Annotated in this window: 15 protein-coding genes and 1 riboswitch; of the genes, 7 read left to right on the top strand and 8 right to left on the bottom strand. The window is 68.0% G+C overall.

Translation table 11 applies throughout. The annotated features are described in order from the left end of the window. Positions 1-16 precede the first annotated feature (16 nt). A complete protein-coding gene (gene thiC / locus ACIA8E_RS14325; protein ID WP_399297864.1) occupies positions 17-1,792 on the bottom strand; it encodes a phosphomethylpyrimidine synthase ThiC in 1,776 nt (591 codons plus the stop codon). After that, a riboswitch (TPP riboswitch) is annotated at positions 1,785-1,918 on the bottom strand. It overlaps the preceding gene by 8 nt. Before the next feature lie 71 nt (positions 1,919-1,989). Between thiC and ACIA8E_RS14320 the strand changes: the two genes are divergently transcribed. Further along, complete coding sequence (locus ACIA8E_RS14320; RefSeq protein WP_399297862.1) at positions 1,990-3,327, top strand: YibE/F family protein; 1,338 nt, start codon at positions 1,990-1,992, stop codon at positions 3,325-3,327. A 95-nt stretch (positions 3,328-3,422) separates the two neighbouring features. Here ACIA8E_RS14320 and ACIA8E_RS14315 read toward each other — a convergent pair whose 3' ends face one another. From ACIA8E_RS14315 to ACIA8E_RS14300, 4 genes are all read right to left on the bottom strand, one after another. After that, the gene (locus ACIA8E_RS14315) at positions 3,423-3,860 is read right to left on the bottom strand and encodes an SsgA family sporulation/cell division regulator (protein ID WP_030930605.1); all 438 of its coding nucleotides are present in this window, start codon (positions 3,858-3,860) and stop codon (positions 3,423-3,425) included. 101 nt (positions 3,861-3,961) lie between these two features. Then, positions 3,962-4,732: an IclR family transcriptional regulator gene (locus ACIA8E_RS14310; RefSeq protein ID WP_399297860.1), complete on the bottom strand. Its 771-nt coding sequence runs from the start codon at positions 4,730-4,732 to the stop codon at positions 3,962-3,964. Positions 4,733-4,979: 247 nt separating this feature from the next. Next, on the bottom strand, positions 4,980-5,198 hold the full coding sequence (locus ACIA8E_RS14305) for a DUF5326 family protein (protein ID WP_030930600.1): 219 nt from the start codon (positions 5,196-5,198) through the stop codon (positions 4,980-4,982). A 137-nt stretch (positions 5,199-5,335) separates the two neighbouring features. Next, positions 5,336-5,653: a cupin domain-containing protein gene (locus ACIA8E_RS14300; protein WP_030973811.1), complete on the bottom strand. Its 318-nt coding sequence runs from the start codon at positions 5,651-5,653 to the stop codon at positions 5,336-5,338. 68 nt (positions 5,654-5,721) lie between these two features. Here ACIA8E_RS14300 and ACIA8E_RS14295 point away from each other — a divergent pair, with 68 nt between their 5' ends. From ACIA8E_RS14295 to ACIA8E_RS14280, 4 genes are all read left to right on the top strand, one after another. Continuing rightward, a complete protein-coding gene (locus ACIA8E_RS14295; protein WP_399297857.1) occupies positions 5,722-6,099 on the top strand; it encodes a phage holin family protein in 378 nt (125 codons plus the stop codon). Between the two features lie 84 nt (positions 6,100-6,183). Beyond that, the gene (locus ACIA8E_RS14290; protein WP_399297855.1) at positions 6,184-7,314 is read left to right on the top strand and encodes a cystathionine gamma-lyase; all 1,131 of its coding nucleotides are present in this window, start codon (positions 6,184-6,186) and stop codon (positions 7,312-7,314) included. A 233-nt stretch (positions 7,315-7,547) separates the two neighbouring features. After that, on the top strand, positions 7,548-8,444 hold the full coding sequence (locus tag ACIA8E_RS14285; protein ID WP_399297853.1) for a LysR family transcriptional regulator: 897 nt from the start codon (positions 7,548-7,550) through the stop codon (positions 8,442-8,444). 52 nt (positions 8,445-8,496) lie between these two features. Next, complete coding sequence (locus tag ACIA8E_RS14280) at positions 8,497-8,976, top strand: NUDIX domain-containing protein (RefSeq protein ID WP_267004160.1); 480 nt, start codon at positions 8,497-8,499, stop codon at positions 8,974-8,976. A gap of 52 nt (positions 8,977-9,028) precedes the next feature. Here ACIA8E_RS14280 and ACIA8E_RS14275 read toward each other — a convergent pair whose 3' ends face one another. After that, entirely contained in the window at positions 9,029-10,285 is a 1,257-nt protein-coding gene (locus tag ACIA8E_RS14275; protein WP_399297851.1) for a globin domain-containing protein, read from the bottom strand. 231 nt (positions 10,286-10,516) lie between these two features. Here ACIA8E_RS14275 and ACIA8E_RS14270 point away from each other — a divergent pair, with 231 nt between their 5' ends. Together ACIA8E_RS14270 and ACIA8E_RS14265 are read left to right on the top strand one after the other, a co-directional pair. Continuing rightward, complete coding sequence (locus tag ACIA8E_RS14270; RefSeq protein WP_399297849.1) at positions 10,517-11,044, top strand: DUF2269 domain-containing protein; 528 nt, start codon at positions 10,517-10,519, stop codon at positions 11,042-11,044. A 5-nt stretch (positions 11,045-11,049) separates the two neighbouring features. Next, positions 11,050-11,937, top strand: a complete 888-nt coding sequence (locus tag ACIA8E_RS14265) for a GNAT family N-acetyltransferase (RefSeq protein ID WP_399297847.1) — start codon at positions 11,050-11,052, stop codon at positions 11,935-11,937. Between the two features lie 130 nt (positions 11,938-12,067). On the opposite strand, the gene ACIA8E_RS14260 is transcribed toward ACIA8E_RS14265, so the two are convergent. Then, complete coding sequence (locus tag ACIA8E_RS14260) at positions 12,068-12,499, bottom strand: heme-binding protein (RefSeq protein ID WP_399297845.1); 432 nt, start codon at positions 12,497-12,499, stop codon at positions 12,068-12,070. Positions 12,500-12,559: 60 nt separating this feature from the next. Then, complete coding sequence (locus tag ACIA8E_RS14255) at positions 12,560-13,771, bottom strand: MFS transporter (RefSeq protein ID WP_399297843.1); 1,212 nt, start codon at positions 13,769-13,771, stop codon at positions 12,560-12,562. Positions 13,772-13,804: the final 33 nt, after the last annotated feature.

Genomic DNA, 13,804 nt, shown 5'->3' with positions numbered 1-13,804 from the left:
TACACCACCCGATGACTCAGTCCGCGATCGGCAGATAGACGCGGTTGCCGGCCGCCGCGAACTCCTTGGACTTCTCCGCCATGCCCGCCTCGATCTCCGACTGCGAACCGCCGTGCTCACGACGGATGTCCTGAGAGATCTTCATCGAGCAGAACTTCGGGCCGCACATCGAGCAGAAGTGCGCCGTCTTCGCCGGTTCCGCCGGCAGCGTCTCGTCATGGAACTCCCGCGCCGTGTCCGGGTCGAGAGCCAGATTGAACTGGTCCTCCCACCGGAACTCGAAGCGTGCGTCCGACAGCGCGTCGTCCCAGTCCTGCGCACCCGGGTGCCCCTTGGCGAGGTCCGCCGCATGGGCCGCGATCTTGTAGGTGATGACGCCCGTCTTCACGTCGTCCCGGTTGGGCAGGCCCAGGTGCTCCTTGGGCGTGACGTAGCAGAGCATCGCCGTCCCCCACCAGGCGATCATCGCGGCGCCGATGCCCGAAGTGATGTGGTCGTACGCCGGGGCTACATCGGTGGTCAGCGGGCCGAGCGTGTAGAACGGCGCCTCCTCGCAGATCTCCTGCTGGAGGTCGATGTTCTCCTTGATCTTGTGCATCGGGACATGGCCCGGGCCCTCGATCATCGTCTGGACGCCGAACCGCTTGGCGATCGAGTTGAGTTCGCCGAGCGTGCGCAGTTCGGCGAACTGCGCCTCGTCGTTGGCGTCGGCGATCGAGCCGGGACGCAGCCCGTCGCCCAGCGAGTACGTCACGTCGTACGTCGCGAGGATCTCGCAGAGCTCCTCGAAGTTCTCATACAGGAACGACTCCTTGTGGTGCGCCAGGCACCAGGCCGCCATGATCGAGCCGCCGCGGGAGACGATGCCGGTCTTGCGGCGGGCGGTGAGCGGGACGTACGGGAGGCGCACGCCGGCATGGACCGTCATGTAGTCGACGCCCTGCTCGGCCTGCTCGATGACGGTGTCCTTGTAGATCTCCCAGGTCAGTTCCTCCGCCCTGCCGTCGACCTTTTCGAGGGCCTGGTAGAGCGGAACGGTGCCGATCGGCACCGGGGAGTTACGCAGAACCCACTCACGGGTGGTGTGAATGTTGCGGCCGGTGGAGAGATCCATGACCGTGTCGGCGCCCCACCGCGTCGCCCACGTCATCTTCTCGACCTCCTCCTCGATGGAGGAGGTGACCGCGGAGTTGCCGATGTTGGCGTTGACCTTCACCAGGAACCGCCTACCGATGATCATCGGCTCGATCTCCGGGTGGTTGACATTGGCCGGCAGGACCGCCCGGCCCGCGGCGATCTCCTCGCGTACGACCTCGGGTTCGACGTTCTCCCGGATCGCCACGTACTCCATCTCCGGGGTGATCTCGCCCCGCCGGGCGTACGCGAGCTGGGTCACCGGCTGCCCCTCGCGGCTGCGGCGCGGCTGCCGCGGGCGACCGGGGAAGACCGCGTCGAGGTTGCGCAGTCCGCCGCGCGGCGAGGTGTGCTTGAGCCCGTCGTCCTCGGGGCGGACCGGGCGGCCCGCGTACTCCTCGGTGTCGCCGCGGGCGACGATCCAGTTCTCCCGCAGCGGCGCGAGGCCGCGGCGGACGTCGGTGTCCGTGGTGGGATCGGTGTACGGCCCCGACGTGTCGTACAGCGTCACGGCGTTGCCGTTGGTCAGGTGCACCTGCCGGACCGGCACCCGGAGGTCCGGGCGCGAGCCCTGGACGTATCCCTTGTGCCAGCCGATGGACTTTCCGGCCTCGTCACTCTGGTTCGAGGCAGGCGTGCGTGCGTCCGATGTGGTCATGAGACCTACTCCCTACGCCGGCATTACCCGGTAACAGGTTCGGCGGTCGGCGCAGCCTGTCCCGTACGGATGTACGGATATCAGCGCCCTCTCAGCCCGGTGCTCCGAGCTCCCGCGTGTACAAAGGTGTCATCAAGCTAGCGCCCTTCGAGGCGTACTGAACAGTGGACCCCTTCACTTCTTGCGATGATCCCCCGGTGACGTCCCCTCAAAATGACTCCGGACCGCAGGACCATCAGCACGGTCACTCGCACAGTCACGGGCCTGCGGCGCCGGTCTCGAAGCATCTGCGCAAGGTCATCGCGGCCGTCCTGATCCCGTTCACCACCGCTGTCGTCGTCGGCCTGGTGGTGCTCTGGCCGGGCGGTGCACCCGCGCACGAGCGCACCGGCGTCGGCTTCGACCGGCAGACCCAGCAGGCCACGGTGGTGAACGTCGACAAGGTCGACTGCAAGGACGTGAACGCCGCGCAGACCGCTGCCACCGGCAACACCACGACGCCGTCGGGGAACGCCACTCCCGGCCAGGAGCCGGGGCTGTGCGAGAAGGCCACGATCGAGGTGACGACCGGCCACGACAAGGGAAGGACCTTCGTCGAGATCGTCCAGCCCGACGCGCCACGGCAGTTGCACGAGGGACAGGGCGTGATCGTCGCGTACGCCCCCGACGCGCCCCATGACCTTCAGTACTCCGTGACGGATGTGGACCGGAAAGTCCCGATGGCTCTGCTGGCCGGGATCTTCGCTCTCGCAGTGGTCGTGGTGGGCAGGCTGCGCGGGGTGATGGCGCTGATCGCGCTCGCCGTGTCGTTCGCCGTGCTGACCCTGTTCATCCTCCCCGCGATCCTGCAGGGTTCGAACCCGCTGCTGGTCGCGGTCATCGGGGCCAGCGCGATCATGCTGATCGCGCTCTACATGTGCCATGGGCTGACCGCCCGCACCTCGGTCGCGGTCATCGGCACGCTGATCTCACTGCTGCTGATCGGGCTGCTCGGTTCGCTCTTCATCGACTGGGCGAGCCTGACCGGCAACACCGACGACAGCACCGGCCTCATCCACGGCCTGTACCCCCACATCGACATGAGCGGCCTGCTGCTGGCCGGTGTCATCATCGGCTCGCTCGGCGTGCTGGACGATGTGACGGTCACCCAGACATCGGCGGTCTGGGAACTGCACCAGGCCGACCCGACGATGGGCGCGCGGAAGCTGTACCGGGCAGGCATCAGGATCGGTCGCGACCACATCGCCTCAGTGGTCAACACGCTGGTGCTCGCCTACGCCGGCGCCGCGCTTCCCTTGCTGCTGCTGTTCTCGATCGCGCAGAGCAGTGTGGGCACGGTGGCCAACAGCGAACTCGTGGCGGAGGAGATCGTACGAACGCTGGTCGGGTCGATCGGACTGGTCGCCTCGGTGCCGGTGACGACGGTGCTGGCGGCGCTGGTCGTCTCCGCGGACCGCACAGGGCTCGGCGCGGGAACCGAAGCTTCGGCACCCGCACGGAACGGAAGGGGCCGGCGTCGCAGGGCGAGGCATTGACGCTCAAGGCTGTGGCCGTCCCGGCGCGGAGTGCATATCACCCGTTCGGCAGATACCGCGTTCGACCGGCGCGCCATCCGTCGGCGCAAACCTTTTCAACCGGCGTTCTGTTCCTTGGCCAGGATCCGGCCCAGCGCCTCCTCGAGGTTGCCCTCGAAGTCACTCAGCGTGCACTCCTGGCCGAGGGGGACGAGCTTGTCCGTCCGGTCGAGAAACGCGACGAGTGGCGCCGTGCCGGCCCTGAAGAGAGCGCGGTCCGCGCCGACCTGAAGCCGGATGTGTACGTCGGACAGCCCCTCGGGCTCAGTGGGACTGATGTGCACATCACCGTCACCGCTGGGGCTGTTGAGGCCGTCCAACAGAAGCTCACGACCGAAAGCCCAGGTGACGGGGGCGTCGCCGGGCAGATGGAAGGTCATCCGGATCGCGTACGGATCGCATACCTCGTACCGGAGCTCCACCGGGATACGGAATGAGAGCTCCTCGGAGACGAGAAAACTCATCATGACCTCAGCTTGAACCGACTCGCGCATCGTTCAACCCCGCAGTAGATGAATCTGGCCAGGAATGATCCCCCATGGCCCTATTGACGCCATCGTGGTGTACGCGATAGCAGATCACAAGGAGTGATTTTTCAGATACTGATAGAGAACACCAACGAACGCAAGAGGCTCGCCACTTCACCGCGTAGTCGTTCGACTGCGGGGAGCAAGCGTTCTTCTTCCTCGAGAGGTACCGAAATGGCCATGGCGGCAGCCGTGTAGCCGACTGCGATCGGGATGGCGGCGCAGACCGTTCCGAGGGCGTACTCCTGTCGTTCGACAACAGGTTCGGTTCGCTCCAACGACCTCAAACGCTCAAGAAAAGCCGGTCGGTCCCGCACCGAGTAGCGGGTCAGCGGCTGCACAGGGTGACGATCCAGATGGTCCTCACGGGCCTTCTCGTCGAGCCGGCTCAAGAGACACTGGCCGATCGCATGGGCATGTCCGGTCTCCCGGAACGAGGCCCACTCCTCGACCGCCGGTGCTGCGGGGGTGTCGGCGACCGCGATGAGTTCGATCTCACCCTCGCGGTAGACGGCGCAGTACACCGGTGCACCGATGATGTCGCGCCAGCGGGCCAGCGACTGGGCCATGGTGCTGCGACGATTCTGCAGCGCACCGTCGTCGACCAGCCTCTCGGCGGCGGAGCCGAAGAGGAATACGCCGTTCTCCCGGCGCAGATAGCCTTCGTGGGTCAGGGTGCGCAACAGGTGATAGGCAGTGGGAAGGGGAAGCCCCGCTTCCCGTGCGAGCTGCTTCGCAGGCGCCCCGTCCCGATGGGCGCCCACAGCCTCCAACAGCCTCAACGCCCGCTGAACCGAACCGATCAACGTCGGGACAGCGGTACTCGATGCCGTGGTCAAAGGTCACCCCCAGGCGTGGTGACGGGCAGTCAGCCCGTTCGTGGGGGCCGCCCCCACGGACCTGCCGCAGACCTGGGGTCCGGAGACCGGGTGTGTACACAAACCACTGGTCAGGGTGGTGGCGGACAGTTGTTTCCCAGGCAACGGCAGCGGACCGCCACTGTATCGGCAGCATCCGCGAGGGGCGTCGTTTCGTCTTGTACTTAGCTCAGCTGGGCTAATTGCCCGACTGGTGACCGGCCGCCGCCTACCAGTCGCCGCGCGACGACGAGGACGACATGAACTTCCGTACGACGAACACGAGCCCGCCGACCAGGATCACGAAGACCAGGACCTTGAAGAGCAGACCGATCACGAACCCGATCACGCTGGCGATCAGGCCGCCGAACACGACGATCGCGATGACGGGCACCGCGACCCACTTCACCCACCAGGGCATCCCCGCGAATATCTCCCGAACGGCCATCGTCCCAACCTCGTCTCTGTGCGTAACGGCTTCGATGAGCACCTGCTTCGATGCTAGAGGCGCGGGGGTGGCCTGCGGGGGCACCGGAGCCCCCGAACTCCCCTGATCGAACCCTTAGGGATCCCTGAGGGCCCGGCTCAGCTCTCCGGCGGAGAGAAGACCACCATGACCCGCAGATCCTCGGTGATGTGGTGGAACTTGTGGGCCACACCGGCCGGTACGTACACCACGCTCCCTCTGCCCACCTGTGTGGTCTCCATGCCTACGGTGATCGAGGCGCGGCCGCTGACGACGAAGTAGACCTCGTCCTGGTTGTGCGGCTGCTGCGGATCGAGGTCGCCGGCGTCCAGCGCGTACAGGCCGACGGACATGTTCCGTTCCCGCAGGAACTGCAGATACGCGCCGTCGTTGGCGGCCCGTTCCGCCTCCAGTTCGTCCAGCCTGAATGCCTTCATGGCCCGTCCGCCCCTTGCTTTGGTTCTGCCGGTGTTCGCCACCGATCATGTCTGCCACGATCAGACACATGAAGAATTTTGTAGTCAAGACGATCGCCAACGCAGGTGCACTGGCCGTGGCCATCTGGCTGCTCGACAACATCACGCTGTCCGGCGGCAGTACCGGTCGCAAGGTGCTCACCCTGATCCTCGTGGCCCTGCTCTTCGGGCTGGTGAACTTCGTGGTGAAGCCCATAGTCAAGGTGCTCACCCTGCCGCTGTTCATACTCACACTGGGTCTGATCACCCTTGTGGTGAACGCGCTGATGCTGCTGCTCACCTCCTGGCTGGCCGACCAGTTCGACCTCAGTTTCCATGTCGATGGCTTCTGGACCGCCGTGCTCGGCGGCCTGATCATCTCGGTCGTGTCCTGGGCACTTAATGTCGTCCTGCCGGACGAGGACTGATCCGACCGAATCAGAGCGATCACGGAACCAGCAGGATCAGCTGGCTCAGAAGCACCGGTACCACCAGAGAACAGAAGGAACAGCATGAGCACCATGGGTGACGGAACCCGGGCGGTACGGGCGGGTCTTCCCGAACCGGAGCAGTACGAACCCACGCTGCCCGGTCCGGTATTCGCCGCGCACTTCCACCTCTCCGGCGAGCCGACCGGCCCGTACACGTACGGCCGGGACACCAATCCGACCTGGACCCATCTGGAGCGGGCCATCGGCGAGCTCGAAGCGCCGGGGGAGACCGTCGAGACCACGGTGTTCGCCTCCGGCATGGCGGCGATCTCGGCCGTGCTGCTGTCCCAGGTGCGGTCCGGGGACAAGGTCGTCCTGCCCGACGACGGCTATCAGGCGCTGCCGCTCGTACGCCGGCAGCTGGAGGCATACGGCGTCGAGGTGCGGACCGCGCCCACCGGGGGCGATGCACAGCTGGCCGTCCTGGAAGGGGCCCGACTGCTGTGGATCGAGACACCGTCCAACCCTGGGCTCGACGTCTGCGACCTGAGGCGGCTCATCGAGGCCGCGCACGGGGCCGGCGTCCTGGTGGCCGTCGACAACACGCTCGCCACCCCGCTCGGTCAGCGTCCGCTGGAGCTGGGCGCCGACTTCTCGGTGGCCAGTGACACCAAAGGCATGACCGGGCACGGTGACATCCTGCTCGGCCACGTGACCTGCCGCGATCCGGAGCTGGCGGCGGGCGTGCGGCGCTGGCGCAAGGTCGTCGGGGCGATCCCCGGACCGATGGAAGCCTGGCTCGCGCACCGTTCGCTGGCCACGCTGGAGCTGCGGATCGACCGGCAGTGCGCAAACGCGCTCGTTCTCGCCGAGGCCCTGGGCAAGCGGCAGGAGGTCACCGGGCTGCGGTATCCGGGGCTGCCCACCGACCCTTCGTACCCGATCGCCGTGCGGCAGATGCGGCGCTTCGGCTCCGTGGTGTCGTTCGTGCTGCCCGACCGCGAGATCGCTGAGCGCTTCCTGGCCGGGCTGAGGCTGGTCGACGACGCCACGAGCTTCGGCGGCGTGCGTTCCACCGCCGAGCGCCGGGCGCGCTGGGGCGGCGACGCCGTACCGGAAGGCTTCATCCGGTTCTCGGTCGGGGCCGAGGACGCGGACGACCTGGTGGCCGACGTGGAGCGGGCGCTGGACGAGGCGATGGGCGGACGCTGAGCAGGGCGATGAGCCGGCGCTGAGCCGGCAGGGCACAGGAAGACATGGCCGGTACGGACGGTCCGAGCCTCCCCCCTCGTGGCTCGGACCGTCCCGGTTCCACGCGCGAAGAACCGCCTGGACAAGGCTAATTGACTCTGCGTCAGTGTCCAATCACGGTAGCGACAGCGACCTATCGACATATTTATAGTTGTTCGGGTCGGACGCTTCGCAAGGGTGGGAGGGGACAGGACGTGGACCTGGCCCTGCTGCGTACTTTCGTGACGGTGCACCGGGCCGGGTCCTTCACCCGGGCCGCCGCGCTGCTCGGCCTCTCCCAGCCCGCGGTCACCTCGCAGATACGCACACTGGAACGGCAGCTGGGCCGCCCGCTCTTCCTGCGCAGGGCCCGCGGTGTGACCCCGACGACCATGGGCGACGAGCTCGCGCACCGGGCGGCTCCCCATCTGGACGCGCTGGTCGAGATCGCCGAGAGCGGGATCGACGAGGAGTCGGCCGTACGGACGCTGCACCTGGCCGGGCCACCGGAATTCATCTCGCTGCGCGCGCTGCCCGCACTCGCCCCCCTCGTCTCCCACGGTCTCGCCCTGCGCAGTTCCTTCCTCGCGAACGCCGAGGAGACGCTGGAGGGGCTCGCCGCCGGACATCATGATCTGGCCATCGCGACGGCCAGGCCGCGCGGTGGGCTGCTCACCGCGACTCCGCTCTGCGACGAGGAGCATGTACTGGTCGCTGCCCCACGCTGGGCCGCACGCCTCGGCCCCGGAACGCTGCGGCACAAAGGTCCCGTGGTGCTGGAGCAGCTGCCGGTGGTGGAAGTGCACGAGAGCTTGCCGCTCGTCTCCCGCTACTGGGCGGCTGTCTTCGACTGCCGCCCCGCGGCCGCGGGCACCGTCATAGCACCGGATCTGCGGGCTGTCCTGGAGTGCACCGCCGCGGGCGCCGGGCTTGCCGTACTGCCGCGCTATCTCTGCGAGGGGGCGCTGGAGCGCGGCGAGGTGGTGGCGCTCCTGGACCCGCCGGTCCCACCGCTGCGCACCTATTTCCTGGCCGCGCGGACCGGCACACTCGCCCTGCCTCACATCGCGCGGGCGCACGAGTGGCTGGTGCGCGCTGCAGCCGACTGGTGACCCCCGGGCGTGCGGGTGTTTCAGAACGGGTTCTGTGGGCCACTCTCTTGCCATGACCGAACGTCCTGTGGTCAAGCGCACCGCACGCGCCATCCTGCTCGACGGCAACGACCTCATCCTCATCAAGCGCACCAAGCCTGGGGTGGATCCGTACTGGCTCACGCCGGGCGGCGGGGTCGAGCCCGAGGACGCAACCGTTGTCGACGCTCTGCACCGCGAGGTGGACGAGGAGCTCGGCGCCAAGATCACCGATGTGGTCCCCTGCTTCGTCGACACCGTGGAGCACATCGAGGGCGGTGGGGTGAAGGGCGTGAAGGTGCAGCACTTCTTCGTCTGCCGGCTGGACTCGATGGACCTGTCCCGCCGGCACGGCCCCGAGATCGAGGATCCGTGCGGCGAGTACGACGTCGTACGGGTGCCGTTCAGCCGGATCGGGATCGCCGCCGTTCATCTCGTACCGCTGTCGCTGCGGCACTACCTGGACGGCAATATCGAGGGCGTGCGGGCGATGCACGCGCCGGACCTGGGCTGATCCGGGGCCCGGGGGCCTGTTTCTGCCTGCTCCTGCCGGGACGGGCTCGTGTTCAGGCCGGGCCCGTCGTGGGTGCCAGTTCCTCGACGGCGTCGTAGCGGATGCGCTCGGGCGGCATGCCGATGCCTGTGAGTACGTCCACGCCGCTGCGTATCATCCCCGGTGGGCCTGAGAGATAGGCGTCGTACTCGTGCCACGGGCCGAACTCACGCACCGCGTCGGGCAAGAGGCCCTTCAGTCCCCTGCCCGGCCCGCCGGAGACCACCGGTCGGACGGCGAGCCAGGGAAAGGTCTGCTGGAGCCGCAGCATCGTGTCGATGTCGTACAGGTCGCGGTCGCTGCGTGCGCCGTAGAAGACCTGCATCGGGCGCCGGTCGCCGTGTTCGGCGACGTCCTCGACGAGCGCCTTGATGGGTGCGATGCCCGTGCCGCCCCCCAGGCAGAGCAGACCGTTGTGGGTGGTGTGGTCGACCGTCATCGAGCCGGCGGGCGGGCCGAGCCGCAGGACGTCGCCGGGGCAGGCCCGGTGGACCAGTGCGTTGGAGACCCAACCCGCCGGAACCGCCTTGATGTGGAACGTGAGCAGACCGTCGGGCCGTGGCGCCGAGGCGAACGAGTAATGCCGCCAGATCCGCGGCCACCACGGGGTCTCCAGGGCGGTGTACTGGCCGGCCAGGAAGGGGTAGACCTGGCCGGGGCGGAGCGTGAGGATTGCTATGTCGGGCGTTCTGAGGTCATGGGAGACGACCTCCGCGACCCACCAGGCGGGCGCTCGTTCCTCGTCCTCGACGGCCGCGTCGATCATGATCTGCGACAGCGCGGTGTAGGTGCGGATCCAGGCCGCCTCGGCCGCCCCGTCCCACGTGGTGGCGTAGCGGCTCAGGGCGCCGAGGAGGGCCTCGCCGACCGCCGGATAGTGCGCGGGCAGGGCGCCGTATTTGCGGTGTCCCCGGGCCAGTCCGCCGAGGTACTCGGTCAGCGCATCGGGGTCGTCCATGCGGTCGGCTGCCGTCAGGATCGCCCGCAGGAGACGGTCTCGCTGGGTGTCCATCGCGGCCGGGAAAAGGGCGCGCAGTTCGGGGTGGCGGACGAAGAGCAAGGCGTAGAAGTACGAGGTGGCCCGGTCCGCGACAGGGGCGATCTCCGTCAGCGTGCGGTGGATCAGGGTCGCATCGGGAGATCTGAGAGTTTCGTCGCCGGGCATGGTGGCCGGAGCGTCCATAACTGTGCCTCGCCTCGAACATCTTCTGGTCGGCCTTGCGTGCCGACAGTGCTCGCAGCCACCGCGTGCGGCCCCTCGTCCCAGCATGCCTGCGTCGACTCGGGGCCGGACAAATAACGGGAAGTCCGGGTATCCGAACCACGTTTCCCGTTACGCTCCCATGTCCCATGGCTGTACCCGGAATCCATGGCTGGGCTTCGACCCATGTCGCCCGCCCGGAGAGTGCGACAGGAACGCACCACGTACGCCCAAGCACGTACGCACGGATACTCCCCCTGCCGGACGCCCAACTGCCCTTTTCCAGGCACCGTGTTTCACGTGAAACCACTCAAGCGTCCCGCTCGTCGAAGTCTCCTGGTCGCCCATGTCGCGGTCTCCGTCAGCTGGCTGGGCCTCACCGTCGGCCTGCTGACACTCGGGATCACGGCCTTCCTGACCGGCGACACCACCACCGCGCAGGCTGCGACTCGCGCCATGAAGATCTTCGGGGACTGGCTGGTCGTGCCCGTCGCTCTGCTCTCACTCCTCAGCGGTCTCGTGCTGGCGCTCGGTACCTCGTGGGGCCTGGCCCGACACCGTTGGGTCTGGACAAAGTTCTGGCTCACTCTGATCACCACGGCCCTGTCGATCTTCTCTCTGCGGCCGGGCATCAACGAGGCAGCGGCACAGGGCGCCGTCGACATCAATCTGGTCGTCGCGCCTTCCGTGGCCACAGCCACGTATTTCTTCATCACCGCAGTCTCGGTACTGAAGCCGTGGGGGCCGACCCGGCGCGGGCGACGGCTGCGCGTCTCGGCCAGTTCCGGTAAAGCGGTGGACGAGCGATCAGCGCGTCGTACAGCCTGAGCCTCATGCCCAGCCCACTGCCCCGTCCGCACGCCGATGCACCCGTCCGGCGTCTCACCCGGGGAGACCTGGTCCCCTGCGCCGATCTCTGTGAGGACCGCGGCTGGCCGCGTGATGAGCTCCGATGGGGCCTGCTCCTGTCCGCGGGGACGGGCTACGGCATCGACGATCCCGAAGGCAAAGGTCTGATGGCCACCTGTGTGGTGACCTCCTACGGCCAGGGCCACGCCGCCGTCGGCATGCTGCTCGTCGCCGAGCGGTACACGCGGCTGGGGATCGCCCGTCGTCTGATGCGTCATGTGATCGAGGCGGCCGGGAAGACCTCGCTCAGCCTGTACGCGACGGAGCCGGGGCGGCCGCTCTACGAAGAGCTCGGCTTCGAAACGGTGGGGCGGGCAGAGCGAGTGATCGGGCACTTCCGGCCGAGCGACTCATCGAGCGGCGGCATTTCGACGGCGGGCGCCGTGACCGTCCGCCCGGCCGCCGCCGGGGATCTGCATGCCATGCTCCGGCTGGACGCGGAGGTCTTCGGCGCCGACCGGACGCACATTCTCGCCCGGCTGCCGGCGTTCGCGGACCACCTGCGGGTCGCGGAGGACAACGGTGAGCTGGTGGGTTACGCGGCGATCTGGCCGAGTGAGCGGACCCATGCGGTCGGTCCGCTGATCGCCCGGGACACCGACACGGCGAAGGCGCTTGTCACCTCGCTCGCGAAGGCAACGGACCGCCCCCTTCGTCTGGACATCGACGCACGCCAGGAGGGATTGCTGAGCCTGCTCAAGGAGTGCGGTCTGCAAGCCGATTCCTTCACCACGGTGATGACGTACCAGGCCCCGGAGCTGCCGGGCGACTGGACTCGTCGCTTCGCGCCGCTGACTGTGGCGACGGGCTGACACCGACCGGACCGGCCGAAGTGATGTCCGCCCGCGTAACCGCGAATGTCCGCCCCCTTGTGCCGAGGTTCTCCAGGCACCTGGGAGCGGACATTCACGCGTTTCCGCTGTCTGTGGGGTGGTTCGCCGACTAGGCAAGCGCCTCCACGGCAGCTGTCGCGAAACCGTGGTCCTGCTCGGGTGCGCCGCCGCCCACGCCGACGGCGCCGATCAGCCGGCCGTCGCGAAAGACCGGCACCCCGCCGGCGATGAAGAGCAGCGGCCGGTCAAGGGCGGTCGGCAGGGTGTGGAAGAGCCCGCCCGGCTGGACCGCGTCGACGAGGTCGGCGGTCGGGGCACCGAGCTGGAGGGCCGTGTACGCCTTGCGGGTGCTGGTCTCGCCCGCGATGAGAACGGCCCGGTCGTCGCGCCGGAAAGCCAGCAGGTGACCGCCCGCGTCGAGGACCGAGACGGCAGCGGTGACACCGGCAGCCTCTGCGGCCGTGCGAGCGGCGGCGACGAGCGCTTCCGCGTCCTGGATGGTCAGCGGAGTGACGGTGGCCGGCGAGATGGTGGTGGTCATGAGGGATATCTCCATGGTGCGATGGGGCGGGCGTACGTACGTGGGGTGGCTGTGGGGGTGTCAGCGCCGGGCTTCGGCGACTGCGACCGGCTCGGGGACGTGACCGGCTACGCGTCGGCTGTGCGTGACCGTCCGGCGTTCCAGGACGCTGGAGAGGACGGCGAGGGCCAGGGCGGATGCGGCCAGTGCGGCGCCGACCCAGTTGGGTGCGGTGTAGCCGAGGCCCGCCGCGATGACGATGCCGCCGAGCCACGCCGACAGCGCGTTGCCGAGGTTGAAGGCGCCGATGTTGACGGCGGAGGCGAGGGTCGGGGCACCCGCGGCCTGGTCGAGCACGCGCTTCTGCAGCGGCGGTACGGTCGCAAAGCCCAGGCCGCCGATCAGAACGATGGTGACGGCTGCCGCGATCTTGTTGTGGGCGGTCAGGGTGAACAGGGCGAGGACCACAGCGAGGGCGCCCAGCGACACGTACAGCATCGGCATCAGGTGGCGGTCGGCGAACTTGCCGCCGAGCAGATTGCCCCCGACCATGCCGAGCCCGAAGAGGACCAGCAGCCATGTGACGGAGGACGCGGAGTAGCCGGCGATCTCCGTCATCATCGGCGTGACGTAGGTGATCGCGGCGAAGACACCGCCGAAGCCCAGGACAGTCATTGCCATGGCGAGCAGCACCTGCACATTGCGGAACGCGGCCAGCTCGTGGCGGAGTCGTACGCCCTCTGCCCTCGGCTGCTCGGGAACCAGCTTGGCCACACCGAGGAGGCCGACGACTCCGAGGGCCGCGACGATGAAGAACGTGGTGCGCCACCCGACGCTCTGCCCGATGTACGTGCCCAGCGGCACGCCGACGACATTGGCGACGGTGAGGCCGGTGAACATCGTGGCGATCGCGCCGGCCTTCTTCTGCGGGGCGACCAGATCGGCCGCGACGACCGACCCGATGCCGAAGAACGCGCCGTGGGCGAGAGAGGCGATCACCCGTCCCGCGAGCATCACGCCGAAGACGGGGGCTACGGCGGACACCGCATTGCCCAGGATGAACAGCCCCATCAGGAGCATCAGCATGCGTTTGCGGGTGACCCGGGTGCCGAGGACCGTCATCAGCGGGGCGCCGAGTACGACACCGAGGGCGTAGCCCGTGACCAGGAACCCTGCGGTCGGGATCGAGACCTGGAAGTCCGCAGCAACCTCGGGGAGCAACCCCATGATCACGAACTCGGTGGTGCCGATACCGAATGCCCCAATGGCGAGGGCGAGGAGCGCGAGCGGCATGGGTTTCACCTTCCCAGGAGATTGCGTCTGCGC

Origin of the sequence: Streptomyces sp. NPDC051664, assembly GCF_044453545.1 — a bacterium.
Classification (GTDB): domain Bacteria; phylum Actinomycetota; class Actinomycetes; order Streptomycetales; family Streptomycetaceae; genus Streptomyces.
The sequence above is the reverse complement of the archived record's forward strand: the minus strand, read 5'-3'. Positions and strand labels throughout refer to the sequence as shown.

Coding starts and splice junctions, on each gene's coding strand:
- ACIA8E_RS14260 (WP_399297845.1), bottom strand. CDS start 12,499: ATGACCACCACCATCTCGCCGGCCACCGTCACTCCGCTGACCATCCAG.
- thiC (WP_399297864.1), bottom strand. CDS start 1,792: ATGACCACATCGGACGCACGCACGCCTGCCTCGAACCAGAGTGACGAG.
- ACIA8E_RS14280 (WP_267004160.1), top strand. CDS start 8,497: ATGACCGAACGTCCTGTGGTCAAGCGCACCGCACGCGCCATCCTGCTC.
- ACIA8E_RS14290 (WP_399297855.1), top strand. CDS start 6,184: ATGAGCACCATGGGTGACGGAACCCGGGCGGTACGGGCGGGTCTTCCC.
- ACIA8E_RS14275 (WP_399297851.1), bottom strand. CDS start 10,285: ATGCTGGGACGAGGGGCCGCACGCGGTGGCTGCGAGCACTGTCGGCAC.
- ACIA8E_RS14265 (WP_399297847.1), top strand. CDS start 11,050: ATGCCCAGCCCACTGCCCCGTCCGCACGCCGATGCACCCGTCCGGCGT.
- ACIA8E_RS14305 (WP_030930600.1), bottom strand. CDS start 5,198: ATGGCCGTTCGGGAGATATTCGCGGGGATGCCCTGGTGGGTGAAGTGG.
- ACIA8E_RS14295 (WP_399297857.1), top strand. CDS start 5,722: ATGAAGAATTTTGTAGTCAAGACGATCGCCAACGCAGGTGCACTGGCC.
- ACIA8E_RS14300 (WP_030973811.1), bottom strand. CDS start 5,653: ATGAAGGCATTCAGGCTGGACGAACTGGAGGCGGAACGGGCCGCCAAC.
- ACIA8E_RS14255 (WP_399297843.1), bottom strand. CDS start 13,771: ATGCCGCTCGCGCTCCTCGCCCTCGCCATTGGGGCATTCGGTATCGGC.
- ACIA8E_RS14315 (WP_030930605.1), bottom strand. CDS start 3,860: ATGCGCGAGTCGGTTCAAGCTGAGGTCATGATGAGTTTTCTCGTCTCC.